The following is a 21,578-nucleotide window of genomic DNA, read 5'->3' as shown; positions in this document are numbered from 1 at the left end:
GTTATTGCTTTACCTAGCTTTAGCTGTGAGCTAACCGTTCGACTTGAAAATTACGCCCCAGAGTCTCAAAAAAACAGTAATAATAAGTGGTCTGGAGTTGATATCGACTTAACCAAAGTATTATTAACTAAAGCACAATGCCAATTTTCGGTGGTTGAAGTCTCGTGGGCAAGAGCACTCGTGATGCTAGCTGATGGTGATATTGATTTAATGGTCAATATTTCAAAAACGCCGATTAGAGAGGAATCATTTTACTTTATTGGCCCTATTCGCAATGAAGTCATTGTACTGGCAACCAATGAAAGTGCTAATTTTTCACTTAATCAAATATCAGATATTACGCAACTAAATAAACCTATTGCGATCCAACGTAATGCCTATTACGGCGAAGATATTGAGCGATTATTAGCTGACAAACAACATCAGCAACACTTTATTCATGTTACCGATAATAAAACTAAATTGAAGCTATTGAAACGCGGACGTATTAGTGGCTTTTTAGAAGCTAAACGTAATATTATTAATGGCGTAACATCAGATGAAGACTTTGAAGGTGTTTGGTTTCAGCCATTAGAATTTCATAGCACGCCTATTTACTTTGCCCTTAGTAAGAAATCAGTTACACCTAGTTTAAAAAGTAGGGTCGAGAATGCTTTTCAACAATTAAAAAACCAAGGCGCACTAGAGGCAGTTGAAAACAGTCACAACTCTAAAATATAAGTAAAAATCCTAGCGTCTTATGCCCAAATATTTTCACTGTCATATTTGATTTTATACACGGCTACATTGGTCATTCATATAGCCACTTCAGGCAATGCATTAATCGCACGTAAAATATCTTTAACAATCGCTTTACGCTTAAATAAGTCTTTGCCTCGGTTTGGGGTATCAATATTTAAAGCAAAATAAACAGCGCCGTCTGGCCATTCTACCCAACCCACCCACCAGCCGTACTTTCCTTGCCAGCCAGTTTTTGCCCGTAGAATCCAATCGTTACCTTGATAACTACCCGCTTCATTAACTAATAAATCTTTTACTAATAATTGATGCTCTATCTTAAACGGTAGTTTATTTTTATGTAACTGCGCTAGAAAATCGATTTGTTGCTGCGCTGAAATAGCCAAATTACCCTCTATCCAATAGCTGCCTTGCTCCGTATGTGGGTCGCTATTGCCATACTGCAATTTTTGCAAATAACGCAAAGACTTTTCATAGCCCAATTGTTTGGCAAACGCATCATAAACCCATACCGCTGAGTGTCGCATCGCCGAACGTAAATTTTGATCTTGATTATGTAGTGAGTAGCTTCGCTTTACTCCATCCCATGTAAATATCTGAAACTCATCTTTAACAAGACCTGCGTCAAGGGCAAATAAACTGTGTGGAATTTTAAATGTAGAAGCTGGCGAGTATGCTTTTTTCGCCCGACTTGGGTTATATACCCAGCGCTTATTAACGCCTGCTCGGCTATCTAGTATGACTACAGTACCTGTTGCTTGGTAAGCGTCAAAATATCGCTGCCAATTTTCCTGCTCAATATTTTTATCTTTAGCTAATAGACCAAAACTAACCAGCCATAGTGAAGCTAAGAGTACCTTGAACGAGTAAAACGTTATTGGTAACTTTAATTGATGATATGCTGCTAACACTGTGCCGCCTTATTTGAATAAGTAAAGAGAGGCAGACTAACAAAATGCTAAATGCTTTACTTAATTGTGGCAAAAATATGACTAAGCATAGCATTAACCTGAACTCGTGATAATAAGCTTACTATTACCGCATCAACTCGTTACCGCATAAACTCACCTAATTGCCATTAAAAAATATCTACAATTGGACAGTTCTGCCATATTTTACTCAAGTTCGCTTCTCTATACTAAGTCTAAATCGAGACGTTAAGGGATTATTCAATATGGTTAATAACATCAGTCGCATACTATTATCAGCTTCTTTGTTCGCATTAAGCACTACCGTAAATGCTTCATTAATTACCAATGGTAGTTTTGAGCAATTAGCATTTAATGATAATACTCAGGTGGTCGGTGCAGCAAATAATACCAACTTAGCGTCTTATCAATCTATGGGTAGTGCTTGGGATGTATTTTACACCTTACCGGGTTGGGTAACGACTGCTGGTAGTGGCATTGAATTACAAAAAAATGTGGTCACTCAATCGCAAGATGGCGCAACACATGTTGAGCTTGATTCTGATATGAAAAGCGCAGCAAATACTGTGATGTCGCAATCATTAGCTTCACTAACCGTAGGTGCTGATTATTTATTAGAGTTTTTTTATAAGCCTCGCACCAACGCAATCAATGATAATGGCGTACAAGTATTTTGGTATGACTCAGGCACCAGTTTTGATCAAAACATGGCGGCAAAGTTTATTGTTAATGGTACTAAAAACATTACCCCAAGCTGGGTAAAACAGTCAGTGGTTTTAACTGCGCAAGCAGAAACCATGGACATTAGTTTCGGCGCTTTTGGGATGAAAAACTCGTTTGGTGGTTTAATTGATAATGTGTCGTTGGTACAAGTTAGCAACGCTAAGGTAAGTGACATACCTGAGCCATCTATTTTTGCATTAAGTTTATTAGGTTTTGGTTTACTTGTACGTAGACACACTAAACTAACAAAGAATAAAGTATTAGCTGGTAAATAATAACACCTGCTTTTATAACCTTATTATTGAGAATATTAGCCAAAAGACAGGATCGTCTACCGGCTTCAATCTAGCTTATATTTATATTATTCAATAATGTTTGCTTTTTCAGCCAATCCCCCCTCAATTTATTGAGTGGCTGAAAAAGCGCCCTACTTTACGAGAAAGTTTCACTAGACAGCTTCACTAGGCAACTTAGCTAGACAACTTAACTAGAAAATTCAACTAAATAAGTTCACCGTCACATATTACCTCGGTAAGTTACCCCATTAATGTTCGTTTAATATCATCAAAATCAACAATATTTAAAAGCTCAGCTTTTTGCGCTAAAGCACTATAATCTTGATGACCTGCTGCCATATGGTATAAACACGACAACATAAACAAAATCATTTCATCTTCTTTAGTCCCTTTACTGCGCTGCTGGCTTACTTTATCTAAATGGGTTAACTGCTTAATTAAACTCGCATCAATATGCCACAGCGACAACATTAACGACGAGGCTGAATAAATACTAATATTCATTGAGGTATTAATGTGCTGATTAAGCGAGTGTAAGTCATCCATTCCTTGAAGTGAGTGCATTACAAACTTGTGATTACCCACCTCTTTATGGCTCAACAATAAAATCCCCAACAGCGCAAAAACAAGTACTTGCTCGGTTAAAGCAATATCGAATTTAATCTCAGCAGCAACCGACTTACGCAATAACTGAAAAAGCTTAGGAGCAATTAAAAAAGCCTCAGTGTAAGGCTCTATGATATCTGGAGTAACATGCGCTTGTAGTGCATCTTTTACCGTATACATAATCGCTAAATTAATAACGGTATTAATACCTAAATTACGACTAATCGCTTCATAAAGGCTTTGCGGTGTTTTCCCATAGATAGCTTTACTCGCAAGACCGATAACACGCCCAGAAAAAATGGGGTCTTCGGCAACAATAGCAACAACCTTGTCGATATCTAAATTATGGTTATCTCGCTCTTTTAACAACTGTTGACAACAGTCCGATAGTGGCGGCATATTTTGCGCAATACCTGCTAAGTTTTGCGGATTATTCTTATTATCTCCAATTAAAGATAACTCACGAAATTGTGACGGGGTAATACCAAATTTTTGTCGAAAAGCACGCTCAAAAGTGGCGCGTTCAGAGTAACCTAATTGAATAGCCAGTGACTCTATTTTTGCATTTTGAGTTAACAACGCCTGCACGCATAACTCATTTAAATATTTTTGCTGAATAAGCTTAAAGCTACTGCCCTCTAACGACAGTTTGCGACGAAATGAAGTCATACTCATTGTCAACAATGAGGCACACTGTTCTATAGTGAGCGTTGCAGGTAAGTCGCTTTGTTGTAATAAACCATTAACCGCTTCGGTTAAAGCAAGAATTTGTTGCTGATCATTCATAGCACATTAATAAAATTAAAATAAAGTTACTGGTAAATAAAAATAGAAAATCTCTTAAGACCTCAAAATACAATTTTTATAGCCGTGATTATGGGGAGTATTAACCTTATTTATGTTAAGCACAAGTTGTGCGCTAATGAATATTAAGACTTATTATGTAGTTGTCATAGATTATTCATCTATAAAGCTAAATCCTCCCTAATACGTCAGCGTTATTTATTAGTAAAGTTAAGGTAAAACAGAGCTAGCGCTCGTAATATCTTTTTTCGCTTTTGCTAATATTTTTGCCCCATTGTCTAGCATAAACTGCTGAAATGCTTTTGCTGTTAAGCTAGGTTTTCGAGAACTACGCTGTACTAAGCGCCATTTATTTTTAATAGGAAAGTGCTCTACGGGCAGTATTTTTATACCCGGTACTAAACCGAAATCAACACTATAACGGCTTAAAATAGATAACCCTAACCCGGCCGAAACCGCTTGTTTAATGGCTTCACTACTTGCAATAGTCATTTTTTCATTAAGCTTAAAGCCATGAAAATTAAATAAATTAATTGCCGCTTCTCGCGTACCAGAGCCAGCCTCCCTTAGAATAAATGAGTAATGACTTAATCGCGCTAAACTAATATTCTCTTGCTGGGCAAGCTCATGACGCTCTGGCGCTACCACAACTAACTCATTTGTTAGAAATGGGCTTTCTAGTACTTCAACCCCTGTAGGTATTTGACTAAACAGGTAAAAGTCGTCGCTGTTATCTCGAAGACGAGCGTGTACCGTATCACGGTTACCTATTTCTAACTTTACCTCAACTTGTGGATGACGCTGTGTAAATGCCGCGAGTAACAAAGGTAAAAAATATTGTGCCGTGGTAACAACCGCAATAGTTAACGTACCTGTTACCACTCCTTGTAAATTATCTATATCAGTTTTTAAATTATCGAGCGACTGAAATATTTGATTGGCACTACGTAACACCGCCTGACCTGCATCGGTTAGCTCAACTACTCGTCCCCGCATTTGGTAAACAGGTAAACCGAGTAAATCACTTAAGTTTTTTAATTGAATAGAAACTGATGGCTGTGAAATGAATAACTTTTCAGCCACAACAGACAAACTCTGATAGCGAGCTAAAGCCTGAACTAATTGTAACTGCCTAATTGTTGGTTGTTTTACACTCATAAATAGCCACTAAATCAAACAAAAAACACGACTCATAGATAAAAATCTATAGTTAAAATTAAAAACATATATTAGACTCTATTCGATTTAACTTCTAGCATAAAAACATCAATACACCGTAATGCTTTCCCATATTGCATCCTAATGTGCGATAAGTGAAAAGCTAAAACAAGGTTAACGCAAAGATTATGTTAGAAACAATTTCACACAATATCAGAGCTCTAGGCTCAGCTTTAGGGCAAACCATTGCCAATGAAACTGACCAACGTTGGTTAGATAACATTGAACATATACGCTTATTAGCGAAAGATGGCGTGGCTAACCAAGCTTATGCTCTTGATGAGTTAAAAAGTCTTTTTCAATCGTGCGATGAAGATAAGCTGTTAATTTATGCTCGAGCTTTTAGCCAATTTTTGAATTTAGCCAATGTGGCTGAGCAACAGCATACTGCGAGTGAGCAAGGTTTAGCTGAACTTGACTTACCTCACCCATTAGAGTCGTTAAAAGAGCAACTTGGTGATGTAGACGCTAAAACCTTCTTAAAAGCAGTTAACCAATTACATATTGAATTAGTGCTAACCGCTCACCCTACTGAAGTAAATCGCCGTACTTTTATTCATAAATATCATGAAATTGCCGAGCAACTTGCCGATAGTGGCTCTGATTTAAACCCGCGTATTGAAGAGTTAATTGAACAAGCTTGGGGCACCAATGAAATTAGACAACAACGCCCCACGCCACTTGATGAATCACGCTGGGGTTTAAACGCAATTAGCGATAGTTTATGGGTTGCGGTACCAAAATTTGTCCGTGAGCTCGACACTTTATGTCAGCAAGTATCTGGCCAATCTTTACCACTTGATGCTACGCCAATTACCATGGCAAGTTGGATGGCGGGCGACCGAGATGGTAACCCTTTTGTAACAGCCAACTTAAGTAAACAGGCCATAATTCAAGCACGTTTAATGGCTGCTGAGCTTTATTTAACTGACTTTCAAAACCTATATTTAGAACTGTCAATGGACAAAGCAGATGAGGTTTTAGTTACCACCGACATTCAAGGTATTGGTCCATACCGTCATTTATTAAAGCAAACTATAGCTGAACTTGAACAGACCATAACTTTACTTAAAAACAATAATACCGAGGGAGCTATTGCTAGCCCTAGTGCACTATTAGCGCCATTATTGTTATGTCGTGATAGTTTACTTAATGCTGGGCTAACACGCGCTGCTAACTCTTTAGTGTTAGATGTTATTCGCAAAGTTCACTGTTTTGGTATTTCACTAGTTAAGCTTGATGTTCGCCAGCATAGTGAGTTTCACGATCAAGCAATCGCTGAAATTGTATCGGCTTTAGGCTTAGGTGATTATTTATCATGGGATGAACAGCAACGTTGTCAATTTTTACAAACTGAGCTAAATAACTCTCGCCCACTATTACCTAAAGTACAATGGTCAGAGCAAACTCAAGAAGTATTAGACACCTTTAGTTTTATTGCTGCCCAACCCAAAGAAGTACTTGGTATTTATGTCATATCAATGGCGAGTAATCAAAGTGATGTACTTAGCGTTAACTTGTTAATGAAAGCCACGGGTATTACATGGGATATGCCCATTGCACCATTATTTGAAACCTTAGATGATTTAAATAATGCCGCACAAGTTATTGATGTGTTATTGACTGATAAAGATTACGTTAAACGCACTCATGGCGCACAACATGTCATGATAGGTTATAGCGATTCAGCTAAAGATGCCGGCGTATTGGCAGCAGCATGGGCACAATATCAAGCCCAAGAAGCGTTAGTAGCTGTCGCTCGTCGTCATAAAATCACTTTAAAATTATTCCATGGTCGTGGTGGCACAATTGGCCGTGGTGGCGGCCCTGCACATGCTGCGATTGCATCGCAACCTCCAGGTACGTTAGAAGGTGGTTTACGAGTCACCGAGCAAGGCGAAACTATTCGCTTTAAATTTGGTTTACCTAACTTAGCAGTACGTAGCTTACATTTATATGCCAGCGCGATTCTTGAAAGTTTAGTCAAACCGCAACCGGCTCCGAAAGATTCTTGGCGCAGTTTGATGGATGACATGGCAAAACGTAGCTGTGACATTTACCGTAGCTATATTTGTGATCAAGAAGACTTTGTTACTTACTTCAGACAAGCAACCCCTGAGCAAGAGCTCTCATCATTACCGCTTGGCTCACGCCCAAGTAAACGTAAGTCCGATGGCGGTATTGAATCACTCCGTGCTATTCCGTGGATTTTTGCTTGGAGCCAAAACCGCTTAGTGGTACCAAGTTGGCTTGGTTTTGGACAAGCGATTGAAGAAATAGGACAAAAACAAAGTTATACCATTCAAGATATGCTAGAAAATTGGCCTTACTTTAGAGCCCGTGTTTCACTAACCGAAATGGTCTATTTGAAATCAGACAGTCGTATTTCTAAAATGTACGATCAACACTTAGTGGAGCCAGAGCTACAAGCCATGGGTGATGAATTACGCTCACAATTAGCCAAAGATAAAGCAACAGTACTTAAACTGTTAGGGCAAACTGAAACCTTAGAAAGTGATCAGTGGAACCTCACCTCGTTCCAGTTAAGACAGCCTTATTTACTACCGTTGCACTTATTACAAATTGAAGCATTGAAACGCCTACGTAAACAACCTGAACACCCATTGTGTGAGCAGCTGCTCATGGTAAGTATGACGGGTATCGCTACCGGTATGCGTAATACAGGATAAAGTTAGAGGTTAACCCACAAAAAAGGGAGTAGTGATTAAACTATTCCCTTTTTATTACAATCACTAATATCGGTGATTAAAGCTTTACTGTAGTCGATCCATCAAATAAGCATAGCTTAAACTACTCACCATAGCGCGTTGCTCATTATTTGCTGCGCCGGCATGACCACCTTCCATATTTTCAAAATATAAAACATCAAGCCCCATATCTTCCATTTTGGCTACCATTTTGCGCGCATGCCCAGGATGAACACGGTCATCTCTGGTCGAGGTAGTAAAGAATACTTTCGGGTAGTTAACGCTACTCTTTAGGTTATGATAAGGCGAATAGGTTTTAATATATTCCCATTCATCAGCATTATCTGGATTTCCGTACTCCCCCATCCAACTTGCGCCCGCAAGCAATTTATTAAACCGTTTCATATCCAGTAATGGCACTTGGCAAATTACCGCATTATATAAATCTGGGCGACGAGTAAAGGCTGCACCAACAAGTAAACCACCATTACTGCCACCTTGAATCCCTAAATGCTTAGGTGAAGTAACTTTACGCGTTATTAAATCTTCTGCAATGGCTTCAAAGTCTTCATAGGCTTTATGACGATTTTGCTTTAGTGCTGCTTGGTGCCAACTTGGACCATACTCACCACCACCACGAATGTTAGCCATAACATATACACCGCCTTTCTCTAACCAATTCTTTCCTGTAACTGAAGAATAATAAGGCTGCATTGATACTTCAAAACCGCCATAACCATATAATAATGTCGGGTTCTTGCCATTTAGCTTGATGTTTTTATCGTGCACAATAAAGTAAGGCACTTTAGTGCCATCTTTTGATGTTGCAAAGTGTTGTTTAGCAACAAAATTGTCAGCATCAAAGTGGGATTTCTCCCCTTTAAGCTTATTAATAACAAGGTCATTGCCATTAACTAAATACAAGCTTGATGGAGTTAAAAAGTCTGTATAATTAACAAAAAAGTCATCTTTTGCAGTATCAGTGTTAAACACCGTAATAGAGCCATTTTCAGGGAAATTCACCTGTTCAACTTGCCATTGATCGTTCTTGCTTGGACGATAACGGTATAATTTGTTTTTTACATCATCCATCACAGTAACGAGTATGGCTGACTTAGTAAAACTTAACCCTTCAATTGATATCGTTTTAGTGGGCTTTATAAAGCTGGTAAACGTTGCTTTACCAACAATTAAAGAATCAATATCGGTATAAATAACCTCAGCTTGTACAAAATCCCCCCAAGACGACTTCAACTGAACAAATATTTTATTATTATTCAAACCAACAACAGAAGCATCTTCAGGAATATTAAGTTTAGTTAATTTACCATTATTGATGACAAACACATTACGAGTATAGAAACTGGTAGCCTCAGAAATGATATGATGCGGTGTATCGCCATCGTAAACAGTAGAGCCGCCTGCTGCTATTGATGTTTTATCGGTTTCAAAGAGTGTTTTGGCCGTTTCAAGCTTTGTCCCACGTTGCCATACTTTTACAACAGCAGGATAACCAGAGTCCGTCATTGAGCCTTCACCAAAGTCGGTACCGACAAATACCTTATTTTCACTATGCCAAGAAACGCTGCTTTTCGCTTCAGGTAAACTAAAGCCCCCTTTTACAAATGATTTAGTTTTGACATCAAACTCTTTAATCACTGTTGCATCTGCACCACCGCGTGATAAAGAGACTAAACACCGCTGATAGGTAGGTTTATGACAATTCATACCTTTGTAAACCCAGTTCTCATTATCTTGTTTAGCTAGCGCATCAATATCCAGTACGGTTTCCCACTTAGGTGATGCTTTTTGATATTCTTCAAACGTAGTTCGTCGATAAATCCCGCGCACATGGTTTTCATCTCGCCAAAAATTATAATAAAAACCTGCACGCTCTCTTGCATAGGGGATGCGCTCTTTATCATTCATTATTTCTAACGTATTATCATAAACACCTTGATAGCTCTCATGAGACTTTAGATGCGCTAAAGAGCGCTTATTTTTCTCCTTAACCCAATTAAGTGCCTTTTCACCTTCGACTTCTTCAAGCCAAAGGTAAGGGTCAGTTTGTGTCGCATAAGTAATAAAAGAGGTGATTGCAGAGGCTAAAATAACGCTCTTAAGTAAGGTTTTATTTATCAATGTTATATCCTTATAAAGTAAGCAATACTCGAAAGTATTACAAAAAAGTTATACTAGCAATTTCAATAACACCATAAAGTAAATAAATTTGTAACAAATAATTTACTTTTAACTTAACATTGCTCAGATAATGCTAGATTTTCTCTTTACTATATCGACTAACCTAAATAATTCATCTAGAAAAGCCTGAGTCCCCCCTTTAGTTCATGAATATTGTATTATCACCATGACTCTACTTTATTCAAAATCACTAAAGACTGTTATGTTCAAAAATTTAACTCCTAAAATATCAGCAATTCCTACCAACCTTATTACCGGTTTTTTAGGGGTAGGAAAAACCACCGCTATCGTACAATTACTGGCTAATAAACCCGAGCATGAAAATTGGGCGGTATTAGTAAATGAGTTTGGCGAGGTAGGCATTGATGCTGAGCTATTAACTAATAATAGTGATAAAAACAATAAAGCTAATAATGAAAAAAATGGCGTATTTATTCGCCAAGTACCTGGTGGTTGCATGTGTTGTGCTTCTGGGGTACCAATGCAAGTTGCACTTAATCAGCTCATCGCTAAAGCAAAACCTGATCGCTTACTTATAGAGCCTACGGGGCTAGGCCACCCAAAAGAAGTGGTTGAGGTGCTAACCAGCGGTAAGTATAAAGACTTAATCTCATTACAATCAATACTATGCTTAATTGATGCAAGAAACCTTAGCGATGTGCGCTATACCTCACACCCATCTTTCGTCCAGCAGCTCAATATTGCTGATATTATTATTGGCACCAAATCTGAGCTTTACAGTGAACAAGACAGGGAAAACTTAACTTCATTTATAGCATTGAGCAAACTCAACGATAAACCTCTTAATTTAATCTGCCATGGGCAAATTGCACTGGGCGACCTACAAAAGGTAACCGTTAAAGACGCAGCAGGAGGTAAACATCAACAATATTTATTAAACAATACGAAGCGTGCTTTCTCACCACTTAGCAACGTTACCATTGGAGTTAATATTAATGAGGAGAGTTATATTGATAAGACGACAGACGTCAGTACTGATACCGAGAAAAAGATACAACAACAAATCAAGTTGCATGGTTTTATTGAGTTAACAAATCAAGGGGAAGGTTTTTTTAGTAAAGGCTGGATTTTTTCCAATGCTGTTACTTTCAACTATGAACCTTTGATGATATTAGTTAACGCTTTTAGTATAAGCCGTATTAAAGGTATTGTTATCACCGAACAAGGCTCCTATGCGTTAAACAAAGTGGGAACTGACATCAGTTATCAGCAGGTAGATGATTTAACCGAAAGTCGAATTGAACTACTCGATACGAACGAACAGCTTTTACAAAAAATTAAGACTGTTCAATGGCTAGATTGTACTCTCAACCATCACGCCCCTCCTGATAAAGTTTTAAACAATTAAAAAACTGTGATACTTAAATTTTTTGGATTATTTATGAACTTTTATTTCAGCATGGTTACATACCCTATAAATAACAATTAAATACGAAAGGATACGAGATGAGAAACATAATGCTATATACGGTGGCAACAATAATACTACTAATAGTATCAATGCCTTTATTTGCCAGCGATACTTTACTAGAGAGCTTATATAAAGGAGGAAGTAATCCACATGCCTACACCTCGGGTATAGATAAGAGTGTCACCTTTAATGACAATGCCTCACGATATATAAAGTCAAAAAAAGATTCTCTTGATGAATCAGATTATGTTGCTCTACTAAGTTCAGCTAGCGTTAACAATTTCAAAGGAAAACGACTTAAACTGACAGTGAATATTAAAACGAGCTCTACTGATGGAGAAGTCGGAGCTTTTCTAGGTATCTATAAAAAAGACAGACTCCAAAAGCCTAAGTCTACGGGTTATTTTAACAAGAATAGGAAAGACCGCCGGTTTAGCAAAAATACCTTAGCATTTGATAATATGCACGGCAGAGAAGTTACCGGTTCAACTGAATGGCAAGAATATGCGATAGTATTAGACGTTCCCCAAAATGCCGATAATATGATCTTTGGTGTACTCCTAGTTGGCAGTGGTCAAGTTTGGTTTAACGATTTAGCTTTTTACATAGTAGATAAAAATACCCCCGTTACTGATCTTTTTGACAATAGAACCGAAAATAATTTATGAGTTCGGTATTAAACAAAGTAAATGTAGTTAGTATCGATACCAGCAAATCACGCCAACAAAAGCCACTCGATGAAGAGTTGATAGAACAGTTTATACTTGGCTCAAGGGTTGCTTTTGATTTACTAGTAAAGCGTTATAAAAAAAGAATGTTTGGTTTCATTTGTTTTCAACTTAAGGGCCAGTTAGAAGATGCAGAAGATTTATGCCAAGAAGTGTTTATTCAGCTATATCAAAAGCCTGATAATTTCCGTCATCAATCTACATTTTCTACTTACCTTTTTTCTATCGCAAGAAATATTGTCTTAAATTACGTTAGAACTAAATCGCGTAGGCCACAATCATCTGTTGACCTTAGCAATGAAGAGGTGCTTTCTGGCGAGCCTGTTAATGATTGTCCAGACAATAACGACATGACTAAGTATTACAATCTCGCTTTGAGTAGCCTTAGTGTAGATGAACGACAAATTTTATTTCTATGTGATAAAGAAGCATTTACTTACGCACAAATTAGTGAAATATTAGCCATTAATCTTGGTACTGTGCGTTCAAGAATTAATACCGCGCGAAATAAAATGATTGGCCAATTAAAAGAGAAATTCGATGAAATGCTTTGAGATAGAAGAGCTGCTAGGTGATCTTATAGATAATGAGCTTGATGTTGCTACTCATAAAAACTGCATTAAACACATTGAAAGCTGTCCCACTTGTTCAAAGGCTTTTAATGAGCTTAAGCATCTAAAAACTTTAGTGCGTGGATTTCCTGATTCAGTACTTAGCTCAAATTTCGATGATGATTTACAAGCAAAGGTTGCTAGCATTGACAAACATTATTTCAAAGCTAACAGTAAAGAGCTTAGCCCCCCAAAAAACAATCAATACCAAAAAACTAAACGCACTGCACCATTCGCTATAGCAGCATCAGTAGTGTTACTTTCTTTTTTGGTGATTTTTTTATTCTCTCAAGAGAATCATGTTAATAGTAGTCCAGTCATTGCAGAGGCTAAAAAAGTTGAGGGTTGGCGGGTAAGCATGGGAGTAGATATGATCGCTGAACTAAGCTTACTGTCATCACTCAAAGAGCCTGAGCTCTATCTTGAGTGTGATGAGCTAAGTAAAGGAGGAAACTGTACTTTAAAACTCAAAAATACCAGTTCTGCTTTATAATCTTGGAAACATTCAAAAAAGAATTAACAGACTTATGCTTGGGTAAAGGTAAGTCAGACAGCGGCATTGAGTCATTCCATGCTATTCCGTAGCTCTTTGCTTGGCTCTATAACACATAGTCGAGCCAGAGCTACAAGCCATGGATGATGAGTTACACTCACTATTAATCAAAGATAAAGCAGTAGTAATTAAGTGCATGGTTTTATTGAGTTAACAAATCAAGGGGAAGGTTTTTTTAGTAAAGGCTGGATTTTTTCAAATCGCTATATTTTTAATCATCAAAATTTTTTCTTATTTTTATCGACATTAACCGTGAATCGCATAAAAGGTATGGTGCTTACCGAACAAGGGAGCTACTCCTTTAATAAAGCGGGTAAAGAGCTTAACTGCAACCATATTGCTAGCATAGCTGATAGTCGTATTGAGCTAATCTATCATGACACCAACAAGGTAATGACTGTAGATTACAACACATTCACTAACCTACTCGATCACCCCGTATAGAGCTTTATCATTGTTTTTTTCTTTACTTCACTAAAAAAAAGTTTTTTTTAACTATAAGGCTATAATAATTAAATAAATATTTATTTCCTATTTCATTCGCTTGCTATTGGTGTTTTAAACAAGTTACTTTTTGATGATAAAAAACATATTACTTTTTACCCTATTCGTTTTTTCTAACTACATTCATGCTAACAATGTTGCTTCTACAGCACACTTAGATGGTATCAACACAGTTACATTAAACGAACATAACCTCTGGTACCCTGTCAATGATAGCAGTGCTCCTGAGAGTTTTACTGAATTAACAAATTTATTTACTAATGCTGCCCCTGTAGCATCATCACAAGGGGGGCGTGGTGCTTTTATAACGGCAATTAAAGTAATAAACACAGCAAATAGCCATAACACATGGTTTGTGAACCTTCATGTCAATTACTTAGATATTGGTCAAGCTTACTGGCAAACCGAGCAAGGTAAAGTAATACCCTTAGAAGATTTTGGTCACATTGGCACTGAAAACCCTAAGGTGGCTCATTCACAAACTTTTTCTTTACCGCTAGCAGACTCACAAAGCGGTACACTTTGGATTTATATTCAAGCTAAAGTGTTTCCAACCCCAGCAGTGATCAATATTTATAATCAGGCTAACTTTTATAAAAAGCAGGTTTTGATAAACAATATTACCTCAATAGCATTCACGGTAATGATAACGTTAGCTTTATTAGCTCTTTTTACCTACCTTAACACTAAATATATTATCACTTTAGCATGTGCAGGTTATATTGGTTTACATGGCATAGGCTGGTTCGCTGCATCGGGGAGCTTAGGGTATCTATTGCCAATAACGTCATTTAATCCCGTGTATAGCGGCATGATATTGTTCCCTTTTGCTATTGCCGCAGCCAGTCAATTCACCAAGTTGCTGTTCAACTGTAAGCAAGAGCACCCAAGATTAGCTAACTTATTTAATTACTTATCCATTTTTAGCGTTGTGATAGGGCTGTTAATGCCTTTTGTCCCGTTCACATTAAGCTATTTCATTTCGCACATCATCGCCACTATTTGGATACCTCTTTCCATTAGTACTGGTATTTTTATGTTACGTAAAAGAGACTTTACCGCTAAGTATTACTTAATCGGTAACCTTTTATATGGACTAACGTTAGCGGTATATGTTTTATCTCATGCCTATAATATTGACTGGTATATTTACCCCGAATTAATTGTGCAAATAGCTTTAGCACTAGATTGTTTGTGTATTCTTCTTGCGCTAGCAGAGTGGCTGCAAATAAAACAAAAAGAGTTTAACCGCAGTTACAAAACCTCCCGCGTTGACCCGTTAACACAAATAGGCAATCGTTTTGCGCAAAATGAAATGTTAGGTAATTTACAAGGACACTACAGCTTAACTTTTATTGATCTCGATAACTTTAAAGAAATTAACGATAGATTAGGCCATGATACTGGAGATAAGTACTTGGTTGCAGCAGCACAAATTATGAAGAAAAACTTAGCAGAGCTAGGCACTATTTTCCGCTGTGGTGGTGATGAATTTATTTGGGTAGTCAAGATAAAAAACGCACAAGACACGGAGTCATTATTGATACAAATATCGGAGTTACTACTAGCAAGTGAAACTGAGCTACAACAAAGTGGCTGGCAACAGGCCAGCCTCAGTTTTGGCATTGCCACCAGTTTTGAAACACTAAACCAGTCAGAGTGTTTATCACTCGCCGATCAGCGTATGTACCAGCATAAACAAAACAAAAAAAACAACACTAATTTGCCACAGAATTCATTGTGAGCGACCTTACTTGTTGCTTTTAAGTGCTTTTTTAATAAATTTTTTAGTTATTTCTTTTTAATTTTTGTGCTTTCTTATTTAACTCATCAGCAAGTTCAGTCGGGTAAAGTATTACCCCCTCTTCATTGCTATTAGGAAAAACTACTACGGATAATTCATCTTCTTCTAATCCCTGAGTCCAACGTTTTAACCAAACATCAAGGCTAATTGCTTGTGCACTACATAACTCCCAATCACCTGTTGCCCAAGTTTGGGCAAATTCTTGATTGGGCCACACAGGAACGCAGTCTTCATCATCACTATTTAACATCATACAACCGTGTTCATCAGCAAGGATCCACAGCTCACTATTTTGGTTTACCTCTTTAAGAAAATACTGAAAGCGATTTTCAATGTTGTATTGCTCAATGTCATTCAGGGTTTTGTTATCAATAGGAGTGGCCAAGTGCGTATTCTCTTTAGTAATGAAGGCTGATTAATAATGTGCTCAGGTTTATGTTAGCAATATTATCGTCAATTTTTTAGCTATAACTACCGCTTATAATTGTCACTATAGCTTCGCTAATAATAGCATTAACTAAACTTGATGTAACACCAGAGAATGTTTTATGAAAATATCGCTAAAACAAAGTAATTTTCAAAAATAGAGTAAAAGCTCACTTTTTAAGCGCCATTGCGCTTAATCCTAGACTAATTGCCTAGTATAACTTGTCGTTTGTGGTTAGCCCTCGTTAAGGGCTTAAGATAAAATGTCGGTTACTTAAATGAAACCGCACTTTGTAGTGGGTGAATAATAGGAATAAAAATGGGCAATACTTCTAAACCTGTACACGAAGTAAAAGATAAGCTTCAAGAAAGTGCTCATGAGCAAACTAATGAGTTGAGCTACGAACAACAACATAAACCAAGTTCAGCCTTTAACTCACGTGAAGAATACTTAGAGCACGAATTACAAATAATGTCACCTAAACGCTGGCGGCCTAATCTTCCTTTTAGAGACTATCGTTTTGAGCTAGAAGACACCATCCCTGCAATGGCAGCAACCATTGGTAAAGTAGTTATGGTCGGTGCTATTGCGGCAACTTTTGCTGGACCACTAGGTTTAGGTGAAGCGTTTATATTAGAAAATGTCCGTTATGAGTTACTCATTGTCGCTTTTTTTATAATTATTTTTTCAGGCTTTATCTTACCAACCGCGAACCTAGCTGGTACACATGGTCCATTAATTCCGCTTATCCCTATTGTCGTTGCTGCAGGTGGCCACCCAATGGCCTTTGGTTTGCTCATAGGTGCGTTTGGTTTAATTTTAGCGATAAGTAAAGGCGGCAGTATGTTGGCAAACCTCACCAGCAAGGGAGTTTGTGGCGGCTTACTATTATATCTTGGGTTTGTTGGCACCATTTCTCAAGTAAAAAAGCTCTTCGCTTGGGCTGAAAGTATAGAAATGAGCTATATAGCCTTTGCCGTTATTTTTTGCACCATAATCTTATACGCCTTACTCGAACATTGGCGAAAGCGCTGGCTAGCAGTACCGTTAAGTTGTTTGTTAGGGGGAACAATTGCCTTTGCAATGGGCGCACCTTTTGAGTTCCAAACAGGTCCTGGTTTACCTAATATGAACCCGATGTATTGGTGGGGTGAAAACACTGGCTGGATGTTAGGTTTACCAACATTAGAAAGCTTTATTGTGGTATTACCTTTTGCTATTTTAGCGGTTGCAATGTGGTCTCCTGACTTTTTAGGACACCAAGTATTCCAAAAAATTAGTTATCCTGCACGTACTGAAAAAGTACAAATGAATATTGACGATACCATGACCAGCGCCTCTATTCGCCAAACTTTTGGTTCTATTTTAGGTGGAGCAAATTTCACCTCATCTTGGGGCACATACATCGTACCCGCCGCTATCGCTAAACGCCCTATTCCTGCTGGCGCAATACTTACTGCGTTGTTTTGTATTATTGCCGCTATTTGGGGTTACCCAATGGATTTAGCTATTTGGCAACCTGTACTTTGTGTTGCCTTAGTAGTTGGCGTATTTATCCCGTTACTTGAAGCAGGTATGGAAATGACCCGAGAAGGTAAAACAACTCAATCTGCAGCTATTGTGGTGTTTTCTTCTGCGCTTGTTAATCCCGCTTTTGGTTGGTCATTAACGATGTTACTAGATAACCTTGGTTTGATTGGTTGTAAAGAGCGTAGTTCAGAGTTAAGTAAGATGAGCCGCTGGATACTACCAGGTATTATGTTTGTGGTATTAACAGGAGTAATGGCTGCAGTGGGCTTGTTACCGGGTATTCCTGCAATAATTCCAAGTTTTAGATAAAACAATAACAAATCATCCTGAAATAAGGGCGCTATATGCGCCATTATTTCAGGTCATCTAACTGCTAATTAGAAAACTAGCTTAAGCGAACTTATGAAGAACTAAATTCACTCACGTCGATACCCAGTAATTTAGCAATACCTTCGCCATAAGCAGGGTCTGCTTTATAACAGTGCTTTAAGTGGCGCAATTGGATTTCTTTAGGTACGCCATCTAAATTTCTCGCAGTATTATCAAAAAGAATCGCTTGTTTTTCTGCACTCATTAAGCGAAATAAATCCCCAGGTTGTGAGAAGTAATCGTCATCTTCACGGTGATCCCAGTGAGCAGCTGCTCCATCTAAATTTAAAGCTGGTTCAGCAACTTCAGGTTGCTCTGCCCATTCGCCTTCAATATTTGGCTCATAACCGACAGTACCACCAAAATTACCATCGACCCTCATAGCGCCGTCACGATGATAACTATGAACAGGACAACGCGCAGCATTCACTGGAATATGTTGATGGTTAACGCCTAAGCGATAACGCTGAGCATCACCGTATGAAAATAAACGCCCTTGCAGCATTTTATCGGGTGAAAAACTAATACCAGGAACTACATTGGCAGGATTAAACGCCGACTGCTCTACTTCTGCGAAAAAGTTTTCTGGATTACGATTTAACTCAAACTCTCCGACTTCAATTAATGGATAATCTTTGTGCGGCCATATTTTAGTTAAATCAAAAGGGTTATATGGAACCGTTGCCGCATCCGCTTCAGGCATAATTTGTACTTTTAACGTCCATTTAGGAAAGTCTTTATTATCAATACTTTCAAGTAAATCACGTTGGTGGCTTTCACGGTCATTGCCTATCACTTGCCCTGCTTCTGCATCAGATAAGTTCTTAATTCCTTGCTGTGATTTGAAATGAAACTTAACCCAGTAGCGCTCGTTATTATCATTGATAAAACTAAAAGTATGGCTGCCAAAGCCGTGCATATGACGATAAGTAGCCGGTATGCCCCGATCGCTCATAACAATAGTGACTTGGTGTAACGCTTCGGGTAATGAGGTCCAGAAATCCCAGTTATTTTTAGCGCTTCGCATATTAGTGCGAGGATCACGCTTTACCGCATGATTTAAGTCTGGAAATTTCAAAGGATCACGTAAAAAGAATACTGGTGTGTTGTTACCCACTAAATCCCAGTTGCCTTCTTCAGTGTAAAACTTTAAGGCAAAACCTCTAATATCACGCTCTGCATCGGCAGCGCCACGCTCACCTGCTACGGTAGTAAAACGCGCGAATAGATCTGTTTTTTTTCCTATTTCAGAAAATATTTTCGCCTTAGTATATTGCGTAATATCATGGGTAACTGTAAATGTACCATAAGCACCAGAGCCTTTTGCATGCATACGGCGCTCAGGGATCACTTCACGATCAAAGTGCGCCATTTTTTCTAAAAACCATACATCTTGTAGCAGTTGAGGACCACGCTTTCCTGCTGTTTGAACGTTTTGATTATGAGCAACAGGACAACCTGCTGCGGTAGTTAATTTCTTACTCATTAAGTCATACCCTCTCAGTTAGTCGATGGTTAATTCGTTATTGACAATAACGTATAAACTCACTTGTTGAATAATTTGGTTTATCTCAAGTTCAGACCGCTTACTATCCAATAAAGTTTAGACACAATATGACTTTTATCTAATTCCAGTGAAAAATAAGACAGTTACTTGCTAAAAAATGAAGAGGTGTAAAGAGCTAAACCGTTACTGTGCCTTAGCTCTTATTTTAAAAAAATGTATCGTGATTAGGTCGTGATTAGTGTGATAAGTTATTAATACTCAAATGTTACGAGTTCGCTACTGACTTCTTTCTACCAAAAATTAATGACAAAATAATCCCAATAATCATAATATAGAAAAAATACTTTCCAGCTTGCACTGAGTCACTTGGTAGTAATCCTGTGGCAGTAATTATTAAAGGGATCAAAAGAAACCCTCCAATCGCTGAGGTAACTCTTAAAGCACCAGATTTAACTTTTGATTCAAGCCTTTTACTAAAGAAAAAGCCACCAAAAACGACAAGTGCGCCTATTAATGCAATTATAAATGCTGCGATATTCATCTAACTCTCCGTTGTTATCATAATATTTATTGCTGGGCTCATTGCCGAGCATTAGCTTTCAATGCATTTTGCCATAGTTTAAATAACCACAACAATATCAAATAAATATAAATAATACAGGAGTAGTACGATGATTATTAAAAAGTCCAAAGAGCGGTTTAATAATCACTAGCGAAGAGCATCAAAAAGTTATCTCAGTACGCAGGGTTACAACCAAGACATTGTCTAAACTTTTATCGGTAGCGGGACTAACGATGTACTGAATATCTGGCTTAAAAGCGAGGTAATCATTGACTTGAAAACGATAAAAAACTTCGTAAGCTGTTTCGGACTTTTGTAATTCATTATGTAAATAATGACTCGTTGATACATGGTTAACGCCAATCCCTGTCTTATCTCCTGCTCTGTTAAATGGAGCATACCAAGCGATACCTGCGCCAAAATGAAAGTTCAACTCACTCACTTCATCGTCTGCATAACCCATTTGCGCAAACCACGATGATGATTGAGAAGAAAGCCAATGATTATCTAACGAGCCCTCAACAATCATATAAGCCCCCTCAGTGCCCTCTTTATGATTTGCTACTGTAAAGGTTTCTATATCGCCAGTTTGGTGCCAAACACCTATTTTAGCGACAACATTGTTAAAGCGTTGAGCCCACTCTGCAATATAGAAAACTTCATCAAATTCATTTGAATCATCAGAAAAAAAACCAAAAGCAATATTACCACTCTCCGTTGCTTGCCAATTAATAGCGCCTGCTAGCGTCGGCATTGGGTAGGTTGGCATAAATGCAATCGTTGGTGTAAAGCCCATTGATGAATGAATAAATTCGCCGCCATGCTCAATAAAGGCAAACTCACTATTAGCATCTATTTGACCTAACTTAAAACGTAGTCCTTGCTCTTGATAATTTCCTTCAAACCAAACTTCATAAATATCTTCAAATTCGGCTTCGTCAATATTAGAGTAAGCTTGAATAGCGCCAGTGTCTAAACCGCCATCATCCCCTCTAAGTAAAGCACCATCAGCATAAAAACTATAATGCTCAGACAAATTAAACAATGCGCTAGCATTAACTAAAGTTCTCACAGCAGAGGTTTCATTAACACCACCAGAAACAACATTACTCGCGTCATTAACAACGGTGGCAGTAAATTCGTGGCTATAGGCTGTGCTCACATAGAGGCATATAGCACTTAGTGTTAAACAACTTTTTCTAACCATAAACTTACCTACTGTATGCAAACTTGTATTTAGTATAAAACCTAAATAAAAATCAGTGATTGATATTAATAAGCTCCCGTAAAAATGGCTGATATTTTTCAATAAAAAGCTTTGAGAGCA

Annotated in this window: 18 protein-coding genes; 10 read left to right on the top strand and 8 right to left on the bottom strand. The window is 37.9% G+C overall.

The window, feature by feature from the left end; all coding sequences use genetic code 11:
• Positions 1-720 (top strand): transporter substrate-binding domain-containing protein (locus KO495_RS07610; RefSeq protein WP_215979806.1); only part of this gene is annotated, 720 nt, incomplete at its 5' end.
• 74 nt (positions 721-794) lie between these two features.
• Here KO495_RS07610 and blaOXA read toward each other — a convergent pair.
• Positions 795-1,616, bottom strand: a complete 822-nt coding sequence (gene blaOXA, locus KO495_RS07605; RefSeq protein ID WP_354668373.1) for a class D beta-lactamase — start codon at positions 1,614-1,616, stop codon at positions 795-797.
• 296 nt (positions 1,617-1,912) lie between these two features.
• Here blaOXA and KO495_RS07600 point away from each other — a divergent pair, with 296 nt between their 5' ends.
• Positions 1,913-2,665, top strand: coding sequence for a hypothetical protein (locus KO495_RS07600; protein ID WP_215979805.1), 753 nt, complete (start codon positions 1,913-1,915; stop codon positions 2,663-2,665).
• 261 nt (positions 2,666-2,926) lie between these two features.
• On the opposite strand, the gene KO495_RS07595 is transcribed toward KO495_RS07600, so the two are convergent.
• A complete protein-coding gene (locus KO495_RS07595) occupies positions 2,927-4,078 on the bottom strand; it encodes a helix-turn-helix domain-containing protein (protein ID WP_215979804.1) in 1,152 nt (383 codons plus the stop codon).
• 228 nt (positions 4,079-4,306) lie between these two features.
• A complete protein-coding gene (locus KO495_RS07590) occupies positions 4,307-5,254 on the bottom strand; it encodes a LysR substrate-binding domain-containing protein (RefSeq protein ID WP_215979803.1) in 948 nt (315 codons plus the stop codon).
• A 188-nt stretch (positions 5,255-5,442) separates the two neighbouring features.
• Between KO495_RS07590 and ppc the strand changes: the two genes are divergently transcribed.
• On the top strand, positions 5,443-8,004 hold the full coding sequence (ppc, locus tag KO495_RS07585; protein ID WP_215979802.1) for a phosphoenolpyruvate carboxylase: 2,562 nt from the start codon (positions 5,443-5,445) through the stop codon (positions 8,002-8,004).
• Positions 8,005-8,088: 84 nt separating this feature from the next.
• Here ppc and KO495_RS07580 read toward each other — a convergent pair whose 3' ends face one another.
• A complete protein-coding gene (locus KO495_RS07580) occupies positions 8,089-10,161 on the bottom strand; it encodes a prolyl oligopeptidase family serine peptidase (protein WP_215979809.1) in 2,073 nt (690 codons plus the stop codon).
• 265 nt (positions 10,162-10,426) lie between these two features.
• On the opposite strand from KO495_RS07580, the gene KO495_RS07575 reads away from it, so the two are divergent.
• The 6 genes from KO495_RS07575 to KO495_RS07550 all read left to right on the top strand — a co-directional run bounded on the left by KO495_RS07575 (position 10,427) and on the right by KO495_RS07550 (position 15,796).
• Positions 10,427-11,593, top strand: a complete 1,167-nt coding sequence (locus tag KO495_RS07575) for a GTP-binding protein (protein ID WP_215979801.1) — start codon at positions 10,427-10,429, stop codon at positions 11,591-11,593.
• Between the two features lie 98 nt (positions 11,594-11,691).
• Entirely contained in the window at positions 11,692-12,324 is a 633-nt protein-coding gene (locus KO495_RS07570) for a hypothetical protein (RefSeq protein ID WP_215979800.1), read from the top strand.
• On the top strand, positions 12,321-12,938 hold the full coding sequence (locus tag KO495_RS07565; protein WP_215979799.1) for an RNA polymerase sigma factor: 618 nt from the start codon (positions 12,321-12,323) through the stop codon (positions 12,936-12,938). Before KO495_RS07570 ends, KO495_RS07565 begins: the two co-directional genes overlap by 4 nt.
• Positions 12,925-13,488 carry a zf-HC2 domain-containing protein gene (locus KO495_RS07560; protein ID WP_215979798.1) on the top strand — a complete coding sequence of 188 codons (564 nt, stop codon included), beginning with the start codon at positions 12,925-12,927 and terminating at the stop codon, positions 13,486-13,488. Before KO495_RS07565 ends, KO495_RS07560 begins: the two co-directional genes overlap by 14 nt.
• 192 nt (positions 13,489-13,680) lie before the next feature.
• Positions 13,681-13,992, top strand: a complete 312-nt coding sequence (locus tag KO495_RS07555) for a hypothetical protein (RefSeq protein ID WP_215979797.1) — start codon at positions 13,681-13,683, stop codon at positions 13,990-13,992.
• A 133-nt stretch (positions 13,993-14,125) separates the two neighbouring features.
• Positions 14,126-15,796 (top strand): diguanylate cyclase, encoded by a 1,671-nt coding sequence (locus tag KO495_RS07550; protein WP_215979796.1) that lies wholly within the window; start codon positions 14,126-14,128, stop codon positions 15,794-15,796.
• A 43-nt stretch (positions 15,797-15,839) separates the two neighbouring features.
• Here the strand turns inward: KO495_RS07550 and KO495_RS07545 are convergent, their stop codons facing one another.
• Positions 15,840-16,241 carry a DUF2750 domain-containing protein gene (locus tag KO495_RS07545; RefSeq protein ID WP_215979795.1) on the bottom strand — a complete coding sequence of 134 codons (402 nt, stop codon included), beginning with the start codon at positions 16,239-16,241 and terminating at the stop codon, positions 15,840-15,842.
• 360 nt (positions 16,242-16,601) lie between these two features.
• Between KO495_RS07545 and KO495_RS07540 the strand changes: the two genes are divergently transcribed.
• Entirely contained in the window at positions 16,602-18,122 is a 1,521-nt protein-coding gene (locus KO495_RS07540; RefSeq protein ID WP_215979794.1) for a DUF3360 family protein, read from the top strand.
• A 91-nt stretch (positions 18,123-18,213) separates the two neighbouring features.
• Here KO495_RS07540 and KO495_RS07535 read toward each other — a convergent pair whose 3' ends face one another.
• The 3 genes from KO495_RS07535 to KO495_RS07525 all read right to left on the bottom strand — a co-directional run bounded on the left by KO495_RS07535 (position 18,214) and on the right by KO495_RS07525 (position 21,458).
• Positions 18,214-19,668, bottom strand: coding sequence for a catalase (locus tag KO495_RS07535; protein ID WP_215979793.1), 1,455 nt, complete (start codon positions 19,666-19,668; stop codon positions 18,214-18,216).
• A 286-nt stretch (positions 19,669-19,954) separates the two neighbouring features.
• Positions 19,955-20,230: a hypothetical protein gene (locus KO495_RS07530; RefSeq protein WP_215979792.1), complete on the bottom strand. Its 276-nt coding sequence runs from the start codon at positions 20,228-20,230 to the stop codon at positions 19,955-19,957.
• Between the two features lie 181 nt (positions 20,231-20,411).
• Positions 20,412-21,458 (bottom strand): carbohydrate porin, encoded by a 1,047-nt coding sequence (locus KO495_RS07525; RefSeq protein WP_215979791.1) that lies wholly within the window; start codon positions 21,456-21,458, stop codon positions 20,412-20,414.
• Positions 21,459-21,578: the final 120 nt, after the last annotated feature.

The sequence above is a fragment of the Colwellia sp. D2M02 genome (assembly GCF_018860755.1).
GTDB classification, from domain to species: domain Bacteria; phylum Pseudomonadota; class Gammaproteobacteria; order Enterobacterales; family Alteromonadaceae; genus Colwellia; species Colwellia asteriadis.
Note: the sequence above shows the minus strand (reverse complement) of the source record. Positions and strands in the feature narration are given on the sequence as shown.